This is a genomic window from Streptomyces montanisoli, assembly GCF_017813245.1.
GTDB classification, from domain to species: Bacteria; Actinomycetota; Actinomycetes; order Streptomycetales; family Streptomycetaceae; genus Streptomyces; species Streptomyces montanisoli.
The window spans coordinates 1-21,604 of sequence record NZ_JAGIQL010000116.1 but is presented as its reverse complement, the minus strand read 5'-3'; the positions used below and the strand labels follow the sequence as shown (position 1 = coordinate 21,604).

General features: G+C 71.9%; 24 protein-coding genes. 14 read left to right on the top strand and 10 right to left on the bottom strand.

Annotated elements, in window-relative coordinates; all coding sequences use genetic code 11:
• Window positions 1-131: 131 nt before the first annotated feature.
• The 4 genes from JFN87_RS23690 to JFN87_RS23675 form a co-directional block, all read right to left on the bottom strand.
• Window positions 132-1,097 (bottom strand): DeoR/GlpR family DNA-binding transcription regulator, encoded by a 966-nt coding sequence (locus JFN87_RS23690; protein WP_245181007.1) that lies wholly within the window; start codon window positions 1,095-1,097, stop codon window positions 132-134.
• A gap of 151 nt (window positions 1,098-1,248) precedes the next feature.
• Window positions 1,249-2,289 carry an NAD(P)-dependent alcohol dehydrogenase gene (locus JFN87_RS23685; RefSeq protein WP_209343029.1) on the bottom strand — a complete coding sequence of 347 codons (1,041 nt, stop codon included), beginning with the start codon at window positions 2,287-2,289 and terminating at the stop codon, window positions 1,249-1,251.
• 30 nt (window positions 2,290-2,319) lie between these two features.
• Window positions 2,320-3,096 carry an SDR family NAD(P)-dependent oxidoreductase gene (locus JFN87_RS23680; protein ID WP_209343028.1) on the bottom strand — a complete coding sequence of 259 codons (777 nt, stop codon included), beginning with the start codon at window positions 3,094-3,096 and terminating at the stop codon, window positions 2,320-2,322.
• Between the two features lie 7 nt (window positions 3,097-3,103).
• Window positions 3,104-3,787: a TetR family transcriptional regulator gene (locus tag JFN87_RS23675; protein WP_209343027.1), complete on the bottom strand. Its 684-nt coding sequence runs from the start codon at window positions 3,785-3,787 to the stop codon at window positions 3,104-3,106.
• Between the two features lie 128 nt (window positions 3,788-3,915).
• Here JFN87_RS23675 and JFN87_RS23670 point away from each other — a divergent pair, with 128 nt between their 5' ends.
• Window positions 3,916-4,785 (top strand): hypothetical protein, encoded by an 870-nt coding sequence (locus tag JFN87_RS23670; protein ID WP_209343026.1) that lies wholly within the window; start codon window positions 3,916-3,918, stop codon window positions 4,783-4,785.
• An 86-nt stretch (window positions 4,786-4,871) separates the two neighbouring features.
• Here JFN87_RS23670 and JFN87_RS23665 read toward each other — a convergent pair whose 3' ends face one another.
• On the bottom strand, window positions 4,872-5,381 hold the full coding sequence (locus JFN87_RS23665; RefSeq protein ID WP_209343025.1) for a class I SAM-dependent methyltransferase: 510 nt from the start codon (window positions 5,379-5,381) through the stop codon (window positions 4,872-4,874).
• A 30-nt stretch (window positions 5,382-5,411) separates the two neighbouring features.
• Window positions 5,412-5,990, bottom strand: coding sequence for an XRE family transcriptional regulator (locus JFN87_RS23660; protein WP_245181006.1), 579 nt, complete (start codon window positions 5,988-5,990; stop codon window positions 5,412-5,414).
• A gap of 557 nt (window positions 5,991-6,547) precedes the next feature.
• Here JFN87_RS23660 and JFN87_RS23655 point away from each other — a divergent pair.
• Genes JFN87_RS23655 through JFN87_RS23645 form a run of 3 tightly spaced genes read left to right on the top strand, consistent with a single transcriptional unit; the run spans window position 6,548 to window position 8,406 of the window.
• On the top strand, window positions 6,548-6,697 hold the full coding sequence (locus tag JFN87_RS23655; protein ID WP_209343021.1) for a hypothetical protein: 150 nt from the start codon (window positions 6,548-6,550) through the stop codon (window positions 6,695-6,697).
• A gap of 33 nt (window positions 6,698-6,730) precedes the next feature.
• Window positions 6,731-7,852, top strand: a complete 1,122-nt coding sequence (locus JFN87_RS23650) for an adenosylhomocysteinase (RefSeq protein WP_209343019.1) — start codon at window positions 6,731-6,733, stop codon at window positions 7,850-7,852.
• Window positions 7,853-7,860: 8 nt separating this feature from the next.
• Window positions 7,861-8,406 carry an NUDIX hydrolase gene (locus JFN87_RS23645; protein ID WP_209343017.1) on the top strand — a complete coding sequence of 182 codons (546 nt, stop codon included), beginning with the start codon at window positions 7,861-7,863 and terminating at the stop codon, window positions 8,404-8,406.
• 236 nt (window positions 8,407-8,642) lie between these two features.
• Here the strand turns inward: JFN87_RS23645 and JFN87_RS23640 are convergent, their stop codons facing one another.
• On the bottom strand, window positions 8,643-10,082 hold the full coding sequence (locus JFN87_RS23640; RefSeq protein ID WP_209343015.1) for an NAD(P)H-quinone dehydrogenase: 1,440 nt from the start codon (window positions 10,080-10,082) through the stop codon (window positions 8,643-8,645).
• A 434-nt stretch (window positions 10,083-10,516) separates the two neighbouring features.
• Here JFN87_RS23640 and JFN87_RS23635 point away from each other — a divergent pair, with 434 nt between their 5' ends.
• From JFN87_RS23635 to JFN87_RS23615, 5 genes are all read left to right on the top strand, one after another.
• Window positions 10,517-10,954, top strand: a complete 438-nt coding sequence (locus JFN87_RS23635; protein ID WP_030903479.1) for a gamma-glutamylcyclotransferase family protein — start codon at window positions 10,517-10,519, stop codon at window positions 10,952-10,954.
• Window positions 10,955-11,124: 170 nt separating this feature from the next.
• A complete protein-coding gene (locus JFN87_RS23630; RefSeq protein ID WP_209343013.1) occupies window positions 11,125-11,958 on the top strand; it encodes a purine-nucleoside phosphorylase in 834 nt (277 codons plus the stop codon).
• A gap of 195 nt (window positions 11,959-12,153) precedes the next feature.
• Entirely contained in the window at window positions 12,154-13,830 is a 1,677-nt protein-coding gene (locus JFN87_RS23625) for a phospho-sugar mutase (protein WP_209343011.1), read from the top strand.
• Window positions 13,831-13,930: 100 nt separating this feature from the next.
• Entirely contained in the window at window positions 13,931-14,395 is a 465-nt protein-coding gene (locus JFN87_RS23620; protein ID WP_209343009.1) for a helix-turn-helix transcriptional regulator, read from the top strand.
• Window positions 14,396-14,405: 10 nt separating this feature from the next.
• On the top strand, window positions 14,406-14,816 hold the full coding sequence (locus tag JFN87_RS23615; RefSeq protein ID WP_209343008.1) for a VOC family protein: 411 nt from the start codon (window positions 14,406-14,408) through the stop codon (window positions 14,814-14,816).
• 61 nt (window positions 14,817-14,877) lie between these two features.
• Here JFN87_RS23615 and JFN87_RS23610 read toward each other — a convergent pair whose 3' ends face one another.
• Window positions 14,878-15,648, bottom strand: coding sequence for a PH domain-containing protein (locus JFN87_RS23610; RefSeq protein WP_209343006.1), 771 nt, complete (start codon window positions 15,646-15,648; stop codon window positions 14,878-14,880).
• Window positions 15,649-15,821: 173 nt separating this feature from the next.
• Here JFN87_RS23610 and deoC point away from each other — a divergent pair, with 173 nt between their 5' ends.
• Genes deoC through JFN87_RS23595 form a run of 3 tightly spaced genes read left to right on the top strand, consistent with a single transcriptional unit; the run spans window position 15,822 to window position 19,208 of the window.
• On the top strand, window positions 15,822-16,775 hold the full coding sequence (deoC, locus tag JFN87_RS23605) for a deoxyribose-phosphate aldolase (RefSeq protein ID WP_209343030.1): 954 nt from the start codon (window positions 15,822-15,824) through the stop codon (window positions 16,773-16,775).
• A gap of 5 nt (window positions 16,776-16,780) precedes the next feature.
• On the top strand, window positions 16,781-18,292 hold the full coding sequence (locus tag JFN87_RS23600) for an aldehyde dehydrogenase family protein (RefSeq protein WP_209343004.1): 1,512 nt from the start codon (window positions 16,781-16,783) through the stop codon (window positions 18,290-18,292).
• Window positions 18,285-19,208, top strand: coding sequence for an aldehyde dehydrogenase family protein (locus JFN87_RS23595; protein ID WP_209343002.1), 924 nt, complete (start codon window positions 18,285-18,287; stop codon window positions 19,206-19,208). Before JFN87_RS23600 ends, JFN87_RS23595 begins: the two co-directional genes overlap by 8 nt.
• Window positions 19,209-19,303: 95 nt before the next feature.
• On the opposite strand, the gene JFN87_RS23590 is transcribed toward JFN87_RS23595, so the two are convergent.
• Entirely contained in the window at window positions 19,304-19,705 is a 402-nt protein-coding gene (locus JFN87_RS23590) for a hypothetical protein (protein WP_209343000.1), read from the bottom strand.
• Window positions 19,706-19,838: 133 nt separating this feature from the next.
• Between JFN87_RS23590 and JFN87_RS23585 the strand changes: the two genes are divergently transcribed.
• A complete protein-coding gene (locus JFN87_RS23585) occupies window positions 19,839-20,531 on the top strand; it encodes an ATP-binding protein (protein WP_307865572.1) in 693 nt (230 codons plus the stop codon).
• 12 nt (window positions 20,532-20,543) lie between these two features.
• On the opposite strand, the gene JFN87_RS23580 is transcribed toward JFN87_RS23585, so the two are convergent.
• A complete protein-coding gene (locus JFN87_RS23580; RefSeq protein WP_209342999.1) occupies window positions 20,544-20,966 on the bottom strand; it encodes an ATP-binding protein in 423 nt (140 codons plus the stop codon).
• A 244-nt stretch (window positions 20,967-21,210) separates the two neighbouring features.
• Between JFN87_RS23580 and JFN87_RS23575 the strand changes: the two genes are divergently transcribed.
• On the top strand, window positions 21,211-21,604 hold a 394-nt coding region (locus JFN87_RS23575), incomplete at its 3' end, for a helix-turn-helix domain-containing protein (RefSeq protein ID WP_209342998.1).

Genomic DNA, 21,604 nt, shown 5'->3' with positions numbered 1-21,604 from the left:
CCCCCCCCCCCCCCCCCCCCCCCCCCCCCCCCCCCCCCCCCCCCCCCCCCCCCCCCCCCCCCCCCCCCCCCCCCCCCCCCCCCCCCCCCCCCCCCGCCCGCCCCCCCCCCCCCCCCCCCCCCCCTCCTTTTTCACCGCCTAGACGGCATTCCAGCTACATCGGTGTCTGCAGTTGAGTCGTGCGCTCTCCCGATCTCGTGCGTGCGCCGCTGCGCGGGCAGCGGCGCCTGGCCGCGCGGCTGCTCGCCGCCGCCCTCGCCCGTCTCGTCGGACGCGGCCCCGGCGCCGAGGCCACCGCCTCCACTCGCACCCGTACCGGCACCCGCACCCGCACCCGCTCCGGTTCCGGCACCGGCTCCCGCGACGGAGATCTGCACGCCCTGGTCCGCCAGCGCCTGGAGCTCCATCGCCGCCCGCTCGTCGTGTGCGGGGGGCTCGTCCGTCACCAGCCTGCTGATCAGCTCCGTCGGCACGGTCTGGAACATGGTGTCCGTGGCCAGCTTCGTGTGGTCCGCCAGGACCACCACCTCGCCGGCCGCGCGCACCAGCGCCCGGTCGACGCTCGCCGAGAGCATGTTGGACGTGGACAGGCCGCGCTCGGCCGTGAGGCCCGTACCCGAGATGAACGCGCGGCTGACACGCAGCCCTTGCAGCGACTGCTCCGCGCCGCTGCCCACCAGCGCGTAGTTGGAACCGCGCAGGGTCCCGCCCGTCATCACCACCTCGACGCGGTTCGCGTGCGCCAGCGCCTGCGCCACCAGCAGGGAGTTGGTGACCACGGTCAGGCCGGGCACCCGGGCCAGTCTGCGGGCGAGCTCCTGCGTCGTCGTGCCGGCGCCGACGACGACCGCCTCGCCCTCCCCCACCAGCGTGGCGGCGAGGTCCGCGATGGCCGTCTTCTCGGCCGACGCGAGATGCGACTTCTGCGGGAAGCCGGACTCCCGCGTTAAGCCGCCGGGCAGCACCGCACCGCCGTGCCGGCGGTCGAGGAGCCCCTCGGCCTCCAGCGCCCGCACGTCACGGCGTACGGTCACTTCCGAGGTCTGGACGACGCGGGCGAGCTCACGGAGCGACACGGCCCCGTTGGCGCGCACCATTTCGAGGATCAACTGGCGACGTTCTGCAGCGAACACGAAACTGACAGTAACGCCAATGACCGTCTGCTTTCAGCAGTTTGCACCCAATTAACGAAGTTGTACGTACGACGTTCCGACAGGTGGTATAGGCACCATTGCCCAGCCGGCGTGCTCAGCCGTTGGGCAGGATCACCGCGCGGCCGTTGACGGTGCCGGCGTGCAGCCGCTCGTACGCGACGGGGGCGTCGTCGAGGGAGAACGTCTCGGTGTGCACCGACACGGCGCCCGAACGGGCCAGCGCCAGCACCTCGATGAGCTCGGCGCGGGTCCCCCAGTAGGGGGCCGTGACCGACACCTCGAAGGGCAGCAGGCCGAAGCCGACGGGCAGCGCGGCGCCGCCGATGCCGACGATGGCGATGTCCGCCTCGACACCGGCCACGGCGGCGGCGGTGCGTACGGTCGGCTCGGCGCCGACGAAGTCGAAGACCGCCTGCGCGCCGTTGCCCCCGGTCAGTTGGCGGACCGTGCCGGCGGCGGCGGCGTCGGAGAGGACGGCCTCGTGGGCGCCGACGGCGCGGGCGAGTTCGAGCTTGTCCTCGGCGACGTCCAGGGCGATGACCCGGGCGGGTGTCATGGCGCGCAGCAGCTGGACGGCGACGTGGCCGAGGCCGCCGGCGCCTATGACGACGGCGGTGGAGCCGGCGGCCAGCTTGGGCAGCGACCGCTTGATCGCGTGGTACGGCGTGAGACCCGCGTCCGTCAGCGGCACGGCGGCGACCGGGTCGAGTCCGTCGAGCGGCACCAGGTGCCGGGGATCGTCGACGATCATGTACTCGGCCATCGAGCCGGGCGAGCCGAGTCCCGGCGGCATGATGCCGAGGTCGGTGGCGCGCAGGCAGTAGTTCTCCTTGCCCTCCGCGCACTTGGCGCAGGTGCCGCAGCCCCAGGGCCCGTAGACGGCGACGGCGTCGCCCTCGCTCAGCCCGGTGACGCCGGCGCCCAGGGCGGCGACGGTGCCGACGCCTTCGTGGCCGAGGGTGAGCGGCAGCGGGTAGGGGAGGTCGTCGGTGGGCCGGCTCATCACGGCGACGTCGGAGTGGCAGACGCCGGCCGCGGTGACCTTCAGCAGGACCTGGCCGGGGCCGGGCTCGGGGTCGGGGACGGTGACGACCTCGGGGGCGGCGCCGATGGTGCGGTATTGCAGTGCCTTCATGGTGGGTGGCTCCTTCCGGGGACTCGGCGGTCAGAGTGCGGTGTAGGCGCCGTCGACGAGGTGGTAGCTGCCAGCGACGAACGAGGCGCGGTCGGACAGCAGGAACGCGACCAGCTCGGCGACCTCTTCGGGACGGCCGAGGCGGCCGGCCGGGTGCAGGCCGACGAGGCCGTCGTGCGCGGCCGTGTCCATGTCCTTCAGCAGCGGGGTCTCGATGAAGCCGGGGCCGACCGCGTTGATACGGATGTTCCTGGCCGCGTACTCGGCGGCGGCGGTCTTGGTCAGGCCGACCACGCCGTGCTTGGCGGCGACGTAGGCGGCGGAGCCTGCGAAGCCGACCGAGCCGAGGATGGAGGCGACGTTGACGATGGCGCCGCCGTTGCCGGTGGCCTCGATGGCAGGAAGCTCGTAGCGCAGGGAGTAGAAGACGCCGTCCAGGTTGGTGCGTACGACGCGGCTGTAGGCGTCGCTGTCGTACTCGCCGGTGGGCGCGGACGGGCCGCCGATGCCGGCGTTGTTCACGGCCAGGTCGAGGCCGCCGAACGTGTCGGTGGCGAACGTGACGGCGGCGGCGACGGACGCGGGGTCGGTGACGTCGAGCCGGACGGCGGCGGCCTTGACGCCCTCCGTCTTGAGGTCGTCGGCGGCCTTCTGCGCGCCGTCCGCGTTGTAGTCGGCGATGACGACGTTCGCGCCGCCGGCGCCGAGCCGGCGGGCGGTGGCCAGGCCGATGCCGGAGGCGGAGCCGGTCACGAGGGCGGTGCGGCCGGCGAACTCGGCGGCCTGTTCGTTGATGGTGGTGCTCATGGTGCCTTCACTCTTGTTTGGTGCGATCTTGTTTGGTGCGATCGGAGACCGCTGCGGCGGCCTCCGTGGTCAGGGCGTCGTAGGCCCGCTCCACCAGGGCGGTGAGGCCGTCGGCGGAGCCGTCGTCCGACGCGCCACGCGCCCACAGGCGCAGGGCGGCGGTGAGGACGCCGGCCGCGGCGTCCACCACGACCGCGGGGCGCACGTCGTGCACGTCGTCGGTGTGGAGCCGCTCGGCGATGATGCGGATCGACTCCTCCTGGGCGTCGACCCGGATGCGCTCGTACGCGGCGAACAGCGCGGGCTCGGCGTCCACCAGGGCAAGCAGGCGGCGCATCCGGGGCTGGGTGTGCCGGGCCGGCTCCTCCCGGTCGTCGAGCCAGTCGCGCACGGCGCGGCGGTAGGCCGTCAGGGCCGGCTCACCGGCGGGGCGCCGGCGCAGCATGGCGTTGATGCGGGCGCCGTCGCTGCGGACGAAGTCGAGGGCGGCGTCCTCCTTGCCGGCGAAGTACCGGCTGAAGGTCCGACGCGTCACGTCGGCGCGCTCGGCGATGGCCTCGACGGTGGTGGCGGCGAGACCGCGTTCGAGGATGAGCTCGATCGCGGCGGTGGCCAGCGCCTCACGCGTCCTCCGCGCCTTGCGCTGCCGCCGGTCCTCTGCCGTGGGGGTTGCGGGCTCTGTCGCCTTCATGCGTCCACGGTACTACTGATGTCCCCATGGGACACTTTTCCCGCTGAGACATGTGTCTCACTGGGACACCTTCCTCGGGACACCTTCCTCGGGACCGCAACAGCGCGGGCCGGGGGTACGGTCGAGCAGTGGCTGACCATCGGGATCCGAACGAACTGGCATGGCTGACCAGCCTGGACTACCGGGCTCTGACCCATCCGGTCGCCAAGAGTGCCGTGAGCGCGTACAAGGCGGCGCACGCCATGGAGCCGAGGGACAGCCCGAGCAGTGACGCGTTCGGCCGGAAGCAGTGGGAGCGCCGTCTGCGCCTTGAGTCCATGGCCGCCGCCAACAAGCTGGTCTACACGCCCTCGCTCGGTGTCGATCCGCTCGTCGGGTCCGGCGCACTGACGGGTGGCTTCCACGACCGAGGTAGCTGTGTCGTCGATGTCCTGACCAGCGCTGACCATCTCGTCACGGTCCTGTCGCGAGGTACGTACTCCCGCAGCCCGTCCCCTTCCGACTGGCGCAAGTACGTCGCCGTGCGCCTCGGAGACGAGTCCCGTCCCGAGCTGAGGGTGGAGTCGCGTGCCCGCCCGCACAAGAAGGCCCGCGACGCGTTCGATCGGATCTTTGAGGCCAGGACCGGTCGCGGGTGGGACGCGCGCGAGCTGGACGCGCACAACAGCCACCTTCCTTCCGAGGAGCCCGAACACCTCGGCCTGCCCCAGGCCATACGCATGGTCCGAGCTGTGGCGAAGGAGTCCCAGGCGGCCCAGGACGCAGCCGTGTTCGACGCGGAACTGCGCCAGGTGATGGTCGAGAACGCCGAGGGCCTCGACGTCACGGTCGCCAAGGGCGTGATGTTCGTCAGCCGTCCGGCCAAGAACACGGATGAGTTGATCGACCCCGCGCTGCTCAGGGAGTTGTTCGCGCGTGCGATCCCGCTCGCGTCCGCGCTGGAGAAGGCCACCAGGAACCCGGTGTTGAGGTACAGCCCTCCAGACGGACAGTCATAGCGAAGACGAGGCTGTCGCGGTCTCGGTGACCGCCCATGGCAAGGGGGCGGCTCAGCGACCGGACGTGTGACGCGCAGACGGAGGCGTCACAACCGGGCCCGGACGATCAGCGTGCCGATGTGCCCCGGCTCCGGCGCCTCCACGACGCGGGCGTCGGCCGAGCGGAAGCCCGCGCGCACCAGCAGCCGCTCCCAGACCCGGGGCGGATAGCTGTAGCGGTACGTGTACATCGCCTTGCCGGCGAAACCTCCCTTGTACATACCTTGCGGCCCGTAGGCGCCGGGGATCGCGGGCGGCTGGGAGAACACGAACCGGGCGCCGGTGTGCGCCCAGCGCTCGGTCGCCTTGGCCACCATCACGGGTGACAGGTCCACGCCCGTCGCCTCGACGCCCCGGGCGGCGAGGTGGGCAAGCGCGCGGCCGGTGCCGCACCCCAGCTCCAGCACGGTGGCAGGATCGCCGAGAAGCTCCGGCCCTGGGCCGTGACCTGCGTACTGCGTCCAGCAGAACGACGGCTCGGCCTCGGCCTTGAACGCCGACTCGGCGAAGGCATCCCAGAGTTCGGTCTCGGCGGCGATGTCGTGCGGTACGGGCACGGGAGGTTCCTTCGTTCGTACGGTGCGCGCTTATGCGGCGGCCACTCCCCGGGACCACAGTTCCTCTGCGTGCTCCGCGAAGCGGCTGAACATCCAGGCGTCACCGACTCGGCGCAGGTGCAGCAGCGGGCTGTCGTGGCCGACGAGACGCGCCAGGTGGGGTGTGACGAGGGCGTCATCGTCGAAGCGGAAGACGCTGAGGCTGACGTGATTGACGGCGTCCTCGGCAGCGCTGACCCGCGTCTCCAGCCCTTCGAGGGGGCCGAGGTGGGCCAGGTTCTCCAGCGTGATCTTGATGCGCGTACTCACGGTGAGCGCGACGTCTTCGATCACCTCGCGCTGCCGGGTCACTTCTCCTTCCGGGTCTCCGAGCAGGAAGCGGACCCGGCATCCGGACTCGGCCTTGCGGCGCAGCGTCTCGGTGAAGTTCGGCAGTTGCGTGAAGAAGAAGTAGTTCGTGTACCCGGCAAGGAAGAGGTCGCCGGTAGTGCGGGCGATCAACTCGCTCCACACCTGGGAGGGGCAGGCGCTGCGGTAGGGGTACGAGTGCACGATCTCACGGTCGTTGCCGGTCTTCACCCGGTCGGTCACGGCGCGGGGCCACAGCATTTCTTCATCGACTCCCAACGCCCGGCAGGCGTCTTCGCGGTTCCTGGCGTGCGGCACGAGTTCGGCGTTCGCCAGCCATCTCTCGACAGTCTTAGCGGTCACCCCAGTTTCATGCGCGAGGCGCCGTGGCGAAACGCCTGCCGCATCCATAGCTGATCGTAAGGCTGTATTCAAGGTTCCCCCCAAGGACGTTTGGGCTGTCTTCAAGATAGCGCCTCAATGCGCCAACTGCCCCTGGTCATGGGCTGATACGGCATGTGTCCGGGTTCAAGCTCGACGTGACAGATACCCCGGCCGCAGTCGACACGCTCCCGGGCTATGGGCAACCCAATGGAAGCAGGTGGCATGGAAGACGGTGTGCGAAAGGCTCCGGAGGTCGGCCAGTTGGTAATCGACGCCGTGACAAGACGGGTTGGCCGCGTGATGGACGTAGTCGGCCCCTACGTCCAGCTCCGGCCCCCTGCAGGCGGACGCGAGTGGGATTGCCCGAAGAAGGACATCCAGCCACTCGCCCAAGGTAACAGCGATGACTGTTTGCGAGAGGGGCGGCTACGCCCATGATTTTCCCGATCGAGGACTCCGCCGGTGCGTACTGCGAGCGGCACAGCGTGACGCTGCTCTGGCGCGGGGCTCCGATACGTGTCGAGGACCTGGCGTCCGACACCGCGCCCCCGGACGTCACGGACGAGTCACCCAGCGGCTTCTGAACCCGCTACCACGGAACTGAAAGGCGATACTCAGTGGAAGCCTTCGAACGCGCTCGGCTCGACTCCTACTTCGCTCGCATCAACTCCCATTTCGTAACCCCGGGGCCGCCGGCCGCAGTGCTCATCACGCACCTTCTCGCCGACCGGCCGTCGTTCGTCCGGGCAGTGGGGACAGCGTCCCACCTGCTCGCGGTCCTCCCGAAACCGAAGTCCGTAGACCCGCACGCAAGACGCGAGGTCGAAAGGCACACACCCTGCGAGACCCTGACGCGCTCCCTGTTCGAAGACCCCGACGCCGCCTTGGACTTCGTCGAGACTCGGGCAGCCGGTCAGGAGCTCGTGCTCCTGGATGTCGGTGGATACTTCGCCCCCTCCCTCGACGTTCTGTGCGGAAGCTTCTCGGGCCGCATCCTGGGCGTGGTCGAGGACACCGAGAACGGTCACCGCAGGTACGCCGACCGCGACAAGCTCCCTTGCCCGGTCATCTCGGTGGCCAGGTCGCCTCTCAAGGACCCGGAGGACTTCCTCGTCGGGCAGTCCGTCGTCTTCTCCACCGAGGCACTCATGCGGGCGCGGGGGGACATCATGCACGGGAGGCCGGCGTTGGTGATCGGATTCGGCAAGCTGGGCAGCTCGATCGCCCGGCTCCTGCACGCCAAAGGCGTACAGGTGACCGTCCACGACATCGACCCTGTCAGACGCGCTCAAGCGCTCAGCCAGGGCTTCACGGTCGCCCGGGACCGCGATGCAGCGCTGCACGGGGCGGGCCTGGTCCTTTGCGCCACTGGCAGCGTCTCGTTGCGCGGGGAGGACTTCTCGGCTCTCCGCAATGGCGCGTACGTAGCCACCGTGACGTCGTCTGAGGACGAGCTCGACCTCGAACGGCTGCCCGACGTGTACACCCGCACGGTCACTGACGACCACATCACGCGCTACCAGACCACCGGGCACTACTTCTATCTGCTCAACGGCGGCAACGCCGTCAACTTCCTGCACGGCGCGTCCGTCGGACCGTTCATCTTCCTCGTTCAGGCGGAAATCCTGGCGGGGATCAGGTCGCTCGCGCGTGGCGGACTCGGAAGCGGTATGCACGAGGTTGCGTCCGAAGACCGGACGGTCATCGCCGACGCCTGGCTCAACTACTTCAATCGATAGGAGCACCCGTGCCGATCACGGCTCAGCATGTCCACGAAACGCTGAACGCCTACTTCGACAAGTACCCGGAGGACAGGGCCGAGCTGGCCGAGCTCGACCGTGTCCTCAGCGAGACCGGCGATGGCATCGCATCGCGCAAGGAGTTCCGCGGCCACGTTACGGCCGGGGCGGTGCTGTTGCGCCCGGATGGGCGCGTCTTGACCATCGAGCATCGCGCGCTGAGCCGGTGGCTCCTGCCGGGCGGGCACGTGGAGGACGAGGACGACACGCTCGTCCAGGCCGCATTGCGCGAGCTGGCCGAGGAAACCGGCATCGACGCGGCTTCGGTCACACTCGCCACGCCACTGCCGCTGCACGTCGACCCCCACCCGATCCCGGCCAACCCGGCCAAGGGAGAGCCGGACCACCAGCACTTCGACTTCAGGTTCCTGTTTCGCACGACCGCCGACGCATTCGAGCTCCAGACTGAGGAAGTGTCTGCCGCATCCTGGCAGTTCGCGGACATGCTGACCGCTGAGCCACTGCGGGGGCGTGTCCTCGCCGCCGCTGAGTGATCCTTCTCTGCCCCCGGCTGCCAGCAGGGTGGCCGGGGTTCCGTTTACTTCGCGTCGCGCCGACGGACTGCCGCTTGAACGCATCTCGACGACCAGGGCCCTCAATGACCGTGGAAGCGCCTACGCCGGAGCACGGATCCGGGCAGCGGCGCTGCCCGGGGCGAGGTAAGCCGGCGCGGCGCGCGGCCGGGCGAGCCGGCGCGGCGCGCCGCGGGCGCGATGCGCCTGACGGCGCGTCAGATCTCCTCGGGTGTCTTCCGTGCGTGCAGCTGCCGCGCCACCTCCGCGATCGAGCCCGAGAGCGACGGGTAGACCGTGAACGTGTTCGCGATCTGCTCTACCGTCAGGTTGTTGTCCACCGCGATCGAGATCGGGTGGATCAGCTCGCTCGCGCGCGGTGCGACGACGACGCCGCCGACCACGATCTCCGTGCCGGGGCGCGCGAAGATCTTCACGAAGCCGTCCCTGATGCCCTGCATCTTGGCCCGGGGGTTGCGCAGCAGCGGCAGCTTGACGACGCGCGCGTCGATTTTGCCGTTGTCGATGTCCGCCTGGCTGTAGCCGACGGTCGCGATCTCCGGGTCGGTGAACACGTTCGACGACACCGACTTGAGGTTCAGCGGTGCCACCGCGTCGCCGAGGAAGTGGTACATCGCGATGCGGCCCTGCATGGCCGCGACCGACGCGAGCGCGAACACGCCCGTCACGTCGCCCGCCGCGTAGACGCCGGGCGCGGACGTCCGCGAGACGCGGTCGGTCTTGATGTGGCCCGACTCCTTGAGCACGACGCCGGCCTCTTCGAGGCCCATGCCCGCCGTGTTCGGGATCGAGCCGACGGCCATCAGGCAGTGCGTGCCGGAGATGACGCGGCCGTCGGCGAGCGTGACCTCGACCCGGTCGCCGACCCGCTTGGCTGCCGCCGCGCGCGAGCGCGACATGACATTCATGCCGCGTCGGCGGAAGACGTCCTCCAGCACCGCCGCCGCGTCCGGGTCCTCGCCGGGCAGCACGCGGTCGCGCGACGAGACCAGCGTGACGCGCGAGCCCAGCGCCTGGTACGCGCCGGCGAACTCGGCGCCGGTGACGCCCGAGCCGACCACGATGAGCTCCTCGGGGAGCTCGTCCAGGTCGTAGACCTGCGTCCAGTTGAGGATCCGCTCGCCGTCCGGCTGCGCGTCGGGGATCTCGCGGGGGTGGCCGCCCGTGGCGATCAGCACGGCGTCCGCCGTGAGGACCTCCTCTTCCCCGTCGGCGAGGCTGACGACGACCTTGCGCGAGCCGTCGAGCGCCTGGCCACCGTCGAGCCTGCCGCGGCCGCGCAGGACGCGGGCGCCGGCGCGCGTCACCGAGGCGGCGATGTCGTGGGACTGCGCGAGCGCGAGCCGCTTGACCCTGCGGTTGACCTTCCCGAGGTCCACGCCGACGACCCGCGCCGCCTGCTCGATGGGAGGGGTGTCGTCCGCGACGATGATGCCGAGCTCCTCGTAGGAGGAGTCGAAGGACGTCATCACCTCGGCCGTGGCGATGAGGGTCTTCGACGGTACGCAGTCGGTCAGCACCGAGGCGCCGCCGAGCCCGTCGCAGTCGGCGACGGTCACCTCCGCGCCGAGCTGGGCGGCCGCAAGGGCCGCCTCGTAGCCGCCGGGTCCGCCACCGATGATCACGATCCGGGTCACGAAAAATCAGCCTCGCGTCGTCTGCCCGGCCGCCTGCCGCCCCGGCCGGGGTCCTTGGATGCGCCCGGGAGAGGAGGACGCCCGATGCGCGCTGGGATACGCCACTCATTGTCCCGCACGCGACAGGGGCCCCGGGCGGCGGCCCGTGCGGGTCGGCGTGGCGGCCGTGAAGTGCGCGCGCGACGGCCCGTGTGGCGTCATATGTCACCGTACGGGCCGTCCCGTACGGGCTGTCCGTACGGGACGGCCCGTACGTGACGCACGACACCGTGCGAAGGCCGTACGCCACCGTGCGAGAGCCGTACGCCACCGTCCACACGTGCGTACGGGCATGGCCCGCGGGCCCGTACGGGCGGGCGGCCGGCCCGTGCGTGACGCTCCGCGGATCGGCCCGCGCGCCCCGCCCCCACCGCACCTCCCGTACCCTCGACCCCATGTCGCTCTACGCCGCGTACGCCGGCAACCTCGATGCGCGGCTGATGTCCCGCCGCGCCCCGCACTCCCCGTTGCGCGGCACAGGGTGGCTCAACGGGTGGCGGCTCACGTTCGGCGGCGAGCAGATGGGCTGGGAGGGCGCGCTCGCGACGATCGTCGAGGCGCCCAGGGAGCAGGTCTTCGTGACCCTCTACGACATCGCGCCGATGGACGAGGACTCGATGGACCGCTGGGAGGGCGTCGGGCTCGACATCTACCGCCGGATGCGGGTGCGGGTCGACACGCTCGACGGCGCGGAGCCGTCCTGGCTGTACGTGCTGAACGGGTACGAGGGCGGTCTGCCCTCCGCCCGCTACCTGGGCGAGATCGCGGACGCGGCGGAGTCGGCGGGCGCGCCGCACGACTACGTGATGGAGCTGCGCAAGCGTCCCTGCTGACGGCGGCAGGCCGCCGTCGTCCATCGCCGGTCGCGCCTCGCAAGAGTCGCGCTCGTCACCAGAACGCGCAAATCTCGTCGCGCGCTCGTCGGAAACGACAACGCAACGATCACAACACCGTACGCCCGTTCATCTACGCGCGTAGGGCCGGAGCGGCTAGGCTCCCCCGTGTGAACGCATCTGCTACTCAGGCCACCGCCGACGGGCCCGTCGACCCCCATGCCGCAGCGGACCATGCCGCCGCGCGGCTGAGCGAGCTGTCCGGGGCCGACAGCCACGACCTCCTCCTCGTACTCGGCTCCGGCTGGGCGCCTGCCGTCGAGGCCCTCGGCGCCCCCGAGGCGGAGTTCCCGATGGCCGACCTGCCCGGCTTCCCGCCCCCGGTCGTCGAGGGCCAGGTGGGCACCGTCCGCTCGTACGTGGTCGGCGGCGGCAAGCGCGCGCTGGTCTTCCTCGGCCGCACGCACCACTACGAGGGCCACGGCGTGAGCGCCGTGGTGCACGGCGTGCGCACGGCGATCGCCGCGGGCTGCAAGACGGTCGTCCTGACCAACGGCTGCGGCGGCCTGCGCGAGGGCATGCGCCCGGGTCAGCCGGTGCTGATCAGCGATCACATCAACCTGACGGGTGTCTCCCCCGTCGTCGGCGCCCGCTTCGTCGACCTGACGGACCTGTACTCGCCGCGGCTGCGCGCCCTGTGCAAGGAGATCGACCCGGCCCTCGAAGAGGGCGTGTACGTGATGTTCCCCGGGCCGCACTACGAGACGCCCGCCGAGATCGCCATGGTGCGGGTCATGGGCGGCGACCTCGTCGGCATGTCCACGGTGCTCGAAGCCATCGCCGCGCGCGAGGCGGGCGCCGAGGTGCTGGGCATCTCGCTGGTGACGAACCTCGCGGCGGGCCTGAGCGGCCAGCCCCTCAACCACGAGGAGGTCATCCAGGCGGGCCGCGACTCGGCCAAGCAGATGGGCGCCCTGCTCGCGCGCGTGCTCGACCGCGTGTGATTCGCGTGACCCGCGCGGGTGATCGGCGTGACCCGCCTGGCCCGCGTGTGACGCGATCCGGCCCGCGCGCGTGCCGTTCGCGTCCGTCCAACGCACGCGCGTGTGTGGCGGAAACCGGACGCACGCGCGTGCGTGCCGTGGGCGCCGCGCCGCGGAGCTCGTACCGTAGTTGATTTCCCGCAGGGAGGACCCATCGTGCAGCAGGACCCCGGCACGTCCGCGACCGCGGCCACGACCACCGCACGCGCCGAGGCGTGGCTGGCCGAGGACCCCGACGGCGACACCCGCGCCGAGTTGCGCGCGCTGATCGACTCCGGCGACGCCGCCGCGCTCGCCGAGCGCTTCTCCGGCATGCTCCAGTTCGGCACGGCGGGCCTGCGCGGCGCCCTCGGCGCCGGGCCCATGCGGATGAACCGCGCCGTCGTCATCCGCGCCGCCGCCGGCCTCGCCGCGTACCTGCGGGAGCAGGGCGACGGCGGCGGGCTCGTCGTCGTGGGCTACGACGCGCGCTGCAAGTCCGCGGAGTTCGCGCGGGACACGGCGGCGGTCATGACGGGCGCGGGGCTGCGCGCCGCGCTGCTGCCCGGCCCGCTGCCGACCCCGGTGCTCGCCTTCGCGGTGCAGCACATGGGGGCGGTCGCGGGCGTGCAGGTGACGGCCAGCCACAACCCGCCGCAGGACAACGGCTACAAGGTCTACCTCGGCGGCGGCTCCCAGATCGTGCCGCCCGCGGACGGTGAGATCGCCGCGCACATCGAGGCGGCCGGCGCGCTGTCCGGCGTGGCGCGCCCCGCCGACGGGTGGGAGGTCCTGGACGGCACCGTCCTCGACTCCTACCTCGCACGCACGCGCGCGGTGCTGACGGAGGGCTCCCCGCGCACGGCCCGTGTCGTGCACACCGCGCTGCACGGCGTGGGCACGCGCACCCTGCTCGCGGCGTTCGAGGCGGCCGGCTTTCCCGCGCCCGTGACAGTCGCGGAACAGGCCGAGCCCGACCCCGCGTTCCCGACGGTCGCGTTCCCGAACCCGGAGGAGCCGGGCGCGATGGACCTGTCGTTCCGCACCGCGCGCGAGGCACGGCCCGACGTGGTCATCGCGAACGACCCGGACGCGGACCGCTGCGCGGTCGCCGTGCCCGACCCGTCGTCCACCGCCGGATGGCGGACGCTCAAGGGCGACGAGCTCGGCGCGCTGCTCGCCGCGCACCTGGTGCGCAAGGGCGCGAAGGGCACGTTCGCCGAGTCGATCGTGTCGTCGTCGCTGCTGCGCCGCATCGCCGCGGCGGCGGGCGTTCCGTACGAGGAGACGCTGACGGGGTTCAAGTGGATCGCCCGCGTCCCCGGCCTGCGCTACGGGTACGAAGAGGCGATCGGGTACTGCGTCGACCCGGACGGCGTGCGCGACAAGGACGGGATCACTGCGGCGCTGCTGGTGGCGGAGCTCGTCTCCGAGCTGAAGGAGCACGGCAGGACCCTCCAGGACGAGCTCGACGACCTGGCGCTCGCCCACGGCCTGCACGCCACCGACCAGCTCTCCGCGCGCGTGGACGACCTGTCCCTCATCGCGGCCGCCATGCGCCGCCTGCGCGAGCAGCCGCCGACGGCGCTCGCGGGACTGCGCGTGGCGCGCGCCGAGGACCTGGCGTCGGGACCCGGCGGCCTCCCGCCCACCGACGGCCTGCGCTACACGCTGACCGGTGAGCACGAGGCCCGGGTCATCGTCCGCCCCAGCGGCACGGAACCCAAGATCAAGTGCTACCTGGAGGTCGTGATCCCGGTCCCGTCGGCCCCGGACCTCCCGGGCGCCAAGGCCACGGCGCGGGAGGTACTCGAAGCCCTCAAGGCGGACGTGGCGCGCGCTGCGGGTCTGTGACGCCTGTGACGCCTGCCGGGCTCGTCTCCCGCGGGGGCCCTGCGGGAGACGTTTCCGCAGGTGGAGCGGGCTGTCAGTGTGCGGTGCTAGCGTCGTTTGCATGACACCGGAGGAGCTCGCCGGCCTCGTGCACCTGCGCCGTGCGCGTGACCTGATCGACCGCGAGTACGCGCGCCCGCTCGACGTGCCCGCGATGGCCCGCCACGCGCTCATGTCGTCTGCGCACTTCTCGCGGCGGTTCCGTGCGGCGTACGGGGAGACCCCGTACAGCTACCTCATGACGCGCCGAATAGAGCGCGCGATGGCGCTGCTGCGCGGCGGCATGAGCGTGACCGACGCGTGCATGGCCGTCGGCTGTACGTCGCTCGGCTCGTTCAGCGCCCGCTTCACCGAGGTCGTGGGCGAGACGCCGAGCGCCTACCGCGGGCGCGAGCACCTGGCCGTGGCGGCGATGCCCGCGTGCGAGGCCAAGGTGCGCACGCGCCCGACGAGGACGGCGCCGGCAGCGACCGCGGCCACCGCACAGAGCAGGATCGGAGAAGCGCGCCCCGCCGCCGCTGCCTAACGTTGACGGCATGACCATCGCACTCCAGTACTGCCACGTCACCGTCAACGACCTGGACGAATCGCTCGCCTTCTACCGCGACGCGCTCGGCCTCGAAACCCGCAACGACGTCGGTTCCGACGGGGCCCGCTGGGTCACCCTCGGCAGCGCGACGCAGCCGGGCCTCGAGATCGTGCTCTCGCAGCCGCACGCCGGCCGCTCACAGGCCGACGGCGACGCCCTCCAGGAGCTGCTCACCAAGGGCGTCCTGCCGATGACCGTCTTCAGCACCGACGACCTCGACGCCACGTTCGAGCGGGTGCGGGCGTCCGGCGCCGAGGTGCTGCAGGAGCCCATCGACCAGCCCTGGGGCCCGCGCGACTGCGCGTTCCGCGACCCCTCGGGCACCATGGTGCGCATCCAGCAGGCGGCCAAGGCGTAACGGCCGCGGTTCGAGGCCCGATCGGCCCCGGTTCGAAGCCCGATCGGCCCCGGCGCGGAACTCAGCCCAGCGCGATCAGCACGATCAGCAGGATCGCGCCCGCGAGCGCCGGGGCGATCACCTCGTACGCCCAGCGCACCACCGGCGCGCCGGCGGGCCCGTCCTCCGTGTTCGCCGTCGCGCGGTCCGCCAGCTCGCGCATCTCGACGATCGCCTGGTCCGCCTGGGCCAGCTTGGGGTCGGCCGCCGAGGCCGAGAAGCTCATCGCCGCCTGCCTGGCGCCCGACGAGGCGGGGGCGGACCGCTCCATGCGGGCCATCCTGCGGTCCGAGCGCTTGCGCTGGCGAAGGCTGACGGGCACGGCCCACATCTGGTACTTCGCGCCGTCGTGCGTGAACAGCTCCGTGCTGAAGCGCGCCCGGATGTGCTTCATCGCACCCCACGGCACGGAGATCGTGCGGAAGGGGTTCCTGATCCTGACCTGGTCCTTGCCCGCGAAGACCGCCGGCCTGACCGTGTAGGCGACCAGCAGCGGCACGACGAAGAGCAGCGCGGCGAGCGACAGCCACGGCGCCCGGCCGTGCGCCGTGAACAGCGCGTCGATGCCGAGCCAGAGGACGAGTGCCAGCACGAGCGCGCCGCCGGCGATACCGCCGCCCGACCGGTAGACCCGGTCGGAGTACGGGGCCTGGCCGGAGGGCGCCGGGGCCCCGGCCGCGAGGGCGGCGTCCCCTGCCGCGGTCGAAGCCGCGGGGACGGCGGCCTCGGGCGACCGCTGCTCGGCCGACGACCTCTGCTCGGCCTCGGACGGTTGCTGTTCGGAACGTGCCATACCTACGATTCTGCCGCACGCGCGCGCGAAGGGAGGACGACGGTTCTCGGTCGTTATCGATCGGCTCGCCCGCCCGTTACCTCCAGCACCCCTCCCGGTCCGATCCGGGGCCCCCGTACCGCCTCCCGGCCTGTACATACCGCTACGCGCGTAGATATGCTGCCCTGGTGACCATGTCCACCAGCACCCCGTCCCCGCTCGCCGGCGTCGCCTCGTCGGACAGCACGCTGCGGCGCTTCCTGCACGGGCTCCCCGGCGTCGACCCCGTAGGCCTGGAGGCCCGCGCCGCCGCGCTCGGCACGCGGTCGATCAAGACCACCGCCAAGGCCCACGCCATCGACCTGGCGATCTCGATGATCGACCTGACCACCCTTGAGGGCGCCGACACCCCCGGCAAGGTCAGGTCGCTCGCCGCGAAGGCCCTGCGCCCCGACCCGTCCGACCGCTCCGCGCCCATGACGGCCGCCGTCTGCGTCTACCCCGACATGGCGGCGACGGCCAGGGCCGCGCTCGGCGACGCCGACGTGAAGGTGGCCTCCGTCGCGACCGCCTTCCCGGCCGGACGGGCCGCGCTCGACGTGAAACTCGCCGACGTGCGCTCCGCCGTCGCGGCGGGCGCCGACGAGATCGACATGGTCATCGACCGCGGCGCCTTCCTCGCCGGGCACTACCTCGACGTGTACGAGGAGATCCGCGCGGTGCGCGCCGAGTGCACGGGGCACGTGCGGCTGAAGGTCATCTTCGAGACGGGCGAGCTGTCGACGTACGACAACATCCGCCGCGCGTCCTGGCTCGGGATGCTCGCGGGCGCGGACTTCATCAAGACCTCCACCGGCAAGGTCGGCACGAACGCCACCCCGGCCAACACCCTCCTCATGCTGGAGGCCGTGCGCGACTTCCGCGCGCAGACGGGCACGCAGGTGGGCGTGAAGCCCGCGGGCGGCATCCGCACGACGAAGGACGCCGTCAAGTACCTCGTCCTGGTGAACGAGACGGCCGGGCCCGACTGGCTGACGTCCCACTGGTTCCGCTTCGGCGCGTCGTCCCTCCTCAACGACCTGCTGATGCAGCGCCAGAAGCTGCGCACCGGGCGCTACTCCGGTCCCGACTACGTGACGGTGGACTGATACCCATGGCATCGCCGAATACAGCACCCGGCACCGGCACCGGTTCCGCATCCGGCCACCCGGACAACGCGCCCGGCCACGCGGGCTCCCCGTTCGCCTACGCGCCGGCGCCCGAGTCCCGCTCCGTCGTCGACATCGCGCCCTCGTACGGCCTGTTCGTCGACGGCGAGTTCACGGAGGCCGCCGGCGGCAAGGTCTTCAAGACGGTCGCCCCCGCCACCGAGGAGGTGCTCTCCGAGGTCGCGCAGGCGGGCGAGGAGGACGTCGACCGCGCGGTGCGCGCGGCGCGCAAGGCGTTCGAGAAGTGGTCGGCGCTGCCCGGCAGCGCACGGGCGAAGTACCTCTTCCGCATCGCGCGGATCATCCAGGAGCGCTCGCGCGAGCTGGCCGTCCTGGAGACGCTCGACAACGGCAAACCCATCAAGGAGACGCGGGACTTCGATGTCCCGCAGGCCGCCGCGCACTTCTTCTACCACGCTGGCTGGGCCGACAAGCTGGCCCACGCCGGGCTCGGCCCCGACCCGCGCCCGCTGGGCGTGGCGGCGCAGGTCATCCCGTGGAACTTCCCGCTGCTGATGCTGGCCTGGAAGATCGCGCCCGCGCTGGCCACCGGCAACACCGTCGTGCTCAAGCCCGCCGAGACCACCCCGCTGTCCGCGCTGTTCTTCGCGGACGTGTGCCGCCAGGCCGGGCTGCCGAAGGGTGTCGTCAACATCCTGACGGGCGACGGCTCGACGGGCGCGGCGCTCGTGTCGCACCCGGACGTCGACAAGGTCGCGTTCACCGGTTCGACCGAGGTCGGCAAGGCCATCGCGCGGCAGGTGGCGGGCACGAGGAAGAAGGTCACGCTCGAACTCGGCGGCAAGGGGGCGAACATCGTCTTCGACGACGCCCCGATCGACCAGGCCGTCGAGGGCATCGTGACCGGCATCTTCTTCAACCAGGGCCAGGTGTGCTGCGCCGGCTCGCGCCTCCTCGTGCAGGAGTCGGTCGCGGACGAGCTGATCGACGCGCTCAAGCGCAGGCTCACCACGCTGCGCCTCGGCGACCCGCTGGACAAGAACACCGACATCGGCGCGATCAACTCTGCTCAGCAGCTCGCGAAGATCCGCGAGCTGACGGGGATCGGCGAGGCCGAGGGCGCGGAACGCTGGTCGCCGGAGTGCGAACTGCCGTCGTCCGGCTACTGGTTCGCGCCGACGCTGTTCACGGGCGTGGCGCAGGCCCACACCGTCGCGCAGGAGGAGATCTTCGGCCCGGTGCTCTCGGTCCTGACGTTCCGCACGCCGGACGAGGCGGTGGCGAAGGCCAACAACACGCCCTACGGGCTGTCCGCGGGCGTCTGGACGGAGAAGGGTTCGCGGATCCTCGCGGTCGCGGACAGGCTCCGGGCGGGCGTCGTCTGGGCGAACACGTTCAACAAGTTCGACCCGACGTCGCCGTTCGGCGGCTACAAGGAGTCGGGTTACGGCCGCGAGGGCGGCCGCCACGGCCTGGAGGCGTACCTCGATGTCTGACAGCGACGGCAAGGGCCGGCTGACGGTCCTCAAGACCTACAAGCTGTATGTGGGGGGCAAGTTCCCCCGCAGCGAGAGCGGCCGGGTGTACGAAGTGACGGATGCCAAGAGCCGGTGGCTCGCCAACGCCCCCCGCTCGTCCCGCAAGGACGCGCGCGACGCGGTCGTCGCGGCGCGCAAGGCGTTCGGCGGCTGGTCGGGCGCCACCGCGTACAACCGCGGCCAGGTGCTGTACCGGATCGCGGAGATGCTGGAGGGCCGCGCGGACCAGTTCGTCCGCGAGGTCGCCGACGCGGAGGGCCTCTCGCGGGCCAAGGCGGCGGCCGTCGTGGAGGCGTCCATCGACCGCTTGGTTTGGTACGCGGGCTGGACGGACAAGATCGCCCAGGTGGTGGGCGGCGCGAACCCGGTGGCGGGGCCCTACTTCAACCTCTCGTCCCCGGAGCCCACGGGCGTGGTCGCGGTGCTCGCCCCGCAGCAGTCGTCCCTGCTCGGCCTGGTGTCGGTGGTGGCGCCGGTCGTCGCGACGGGCAACACGGCCGTGGTGGTCGCGAGCGAGACGCGCCCGCTGCCCGCCCTGTCGCTGTCCGAGGTCCTGGCCACGTCCGACGTGCCGGGCGGGGTGGTCAACGTCCTGTCCGGGCGCACGGCGGAGATCGCGGCGCCGCTCGCCGCGCACCAGGACGTCAACGGCATCGACCTGACGGGCGCGGGCGGGGACGCGGCGCTGGCGAAGGACCTTGAGGTCGCGGCGGCGGACAACCTCAAGCGGGTGCTGCGCCCGTCGGGCCAGGGCGGCCCGGCGGCGGACGACTGGACGCAGGACCCGGGGACGCGCCGCATGACGGCGTTCCTGGAGACGAAGACGGTCTGGCACCCGACGGGCGCGCTGGGCGTGTCGGGCGGGTCGTACTAACGCGGGCTCGCTCGCGGGGCGGGGCGGGTCGGGTCGGGTCGGCAGGCGGCCCAACGCCCCCGCCCCGCCCGGCTGCCTGCCCCGCTAGGACTCTCTCAGCGCCCGAGCAACCCGACGACCTGCCCGGTCACGGGGAGCGTGGAGAGCGCGCCGCCCTGCGCGATCGGGTCCGTGAGCGGCTTCGTCGACACCGGCTTGAAGTCGGCGACCTGCGTGCCGAGTCCGTTGTCGAGCGGGTCGACGCCCGTGTTGGCCAGCGGGTCGAGCTGGAGGTCGGTGACGGACTTGGCCGCGCCGCCCGTGGCGTTCGTGACCGCGCCCGTCAGCGCCTGCGTCGTGGCCGTCGCCGCCTGCTGCCGCTGCGCTCCCGCGCTCCCCTGGTCGGCCGCCTGGGCGGCTGCCGCGCTCAGGCCGAGCGCGGCGCCGGCGGCGGTGACGGTCAGCCCCGCGCGCAGCAGCGCGTGACGGGTGGGCGGTGGAGCTGCGTGCCGTGCCATGAAAGCTTCCATTCCAGACGCGTGATCGGATCGCCACGAACAGTAATTGACGCGCGGCCGCCGCGCCCACCACTCCCCCGTACGAGGTCCCGGTGGGTCCCCTGTGCGGGTGCATGCGTCAAACTGGTGTCTCGTGACGCATACTCCCCGCCGCCCGACGCCCGTCCTGCTGCTGTCAGGCCCCTCAGGTTCCGGGAAGTCGTCCCTCGCGGAGCGCACGGGACTCCCCGTGCTGCGCCTCGACGACTTCTACAAGGAGTGCGACGACCCGACGCTGCCGCTGGTGGCGGGCAGCACGGACGTCGACTGGGACGCGCCGGGTTCGTGGGACGCGGCGGCCGCGGTCGCCGCGATCGTCGAACTGCACGACACGGGCCGTACGGACGTGCCCGTGTACGACATCCCGACGAGCTCGCGCACGGGCACGGCGGAACTCGACCTGGGGTCCGCGCCGGCGTTCGTGGCGGAGGGAGTCTTCGCCGCCGAGGTCGTGGCGCGCTGCCGCGAACTCGGCGTGCTGGCGGACGCGTTGTGCCTGCGCGGACGCCCGTCGACGACGTTCCGCCGCAGGCTGCTGCGCGACCTGCGCGAGGGCCGCAAGTCGGTCGCGTTCCTGCTCAGGCGCGGCTGGCGCCTGATGCGCGCGGAACGCGGCATCGTGGCCCGCCAGGTGTCCCTCGGCGCCCACGCGTGCGCGAAGCGCGAGGCACTGTCCCGCATAGACGCGGCGCTCGCGACGGCAACATCCGCCCGCGCCCACCACGCGCCCTTGGCGCCCGCCCCGGAGATGCCCGCCACGCCGGCCCCGGCCCGCCAGGCCCCCTGACCGCGCGAACACTCACGCCTCCCGGCCGAGGGACACGCCGGCGACAACGCACGTCCCACGCACGACGCCCGGCCGCACGGCCCAGGCTGCGGCAACCTGGTCGACCAGTAGCAGCCCCCGCCCCGACTCGCACCCCGTGCCCGGCCGCCGCACCACAGGCGTGCGTCCGCCGCCGGTACCGGGGTCGGAGACGGCGAGCCAGTAGTGGCCGTCGGCGGGCCACAGCACCAGCTCGACGAGATCGCCATCTTCCGCGCCCGCCCCATGCCGCACGGCGTTGGTGACCAGCTCGGACGTCAACAGGCCGATGCCGTCACGCAGATCGGGCAGCAGAGCGTACGGCAGGGTCTCGGACACGGCCTGCCGCGCCAGCCGCACAGACGACGGATGGGCGGGGAAGCGCCAGGAGACGGGGATGCGAGGAATCGCAGGCATGACGAACTCCGATGTGATGCGGCACGTTTGACGGGGCCGGTGGCATGCCGCCCTGGTCGCGGACGCACCCGTCTCAAGGCAGGCGGGCAGGCTCGCGCGGTGCACTTCCGGCATTGCTTCAAGTGACTGACTCGGCACTCACAGTAGAGGATAGGGGGTACATGTGCTACCTACTCGGGACTCTCGCGTTGATCCGCTTCCTGCCGCAAGGCAGACTGAAGCGCACCGGAACGAGAGGGAACCCATGCCGCCGAGAAGCAATCCCACCGCGCGGCAGCAGCGGTTGGGAGCGGAGCTTCGCAAGCTGCGCGAAGAGGCCGGGCTGTCCACGGAACAGGCGGCGGCCCTGCTGGACACCAAGAGAACGGTCATCACCAGCACGGAGGCCGGTCGTCACGGGGTGAGCCCCGAGCGCGTGCGGCGCATGGCATTCCGGTACGAGTGCACGGACAGCGACCTGGTGAACGCCCTGGTCGCGATGTGCGGGGACCGCACAGGCGGATGGTGGGACGTGTCAAGCCCCGGGTTTTGTGGAGAGTGGGTTAGCTGGTTTTCTGGAGTGACGCAGGGGGTTCGGCCGCATAGTGGGCGGCCTCGTGCTCGGCGGGGGTCGCGTGTCCGAGCTCGCCGTGCAGGCG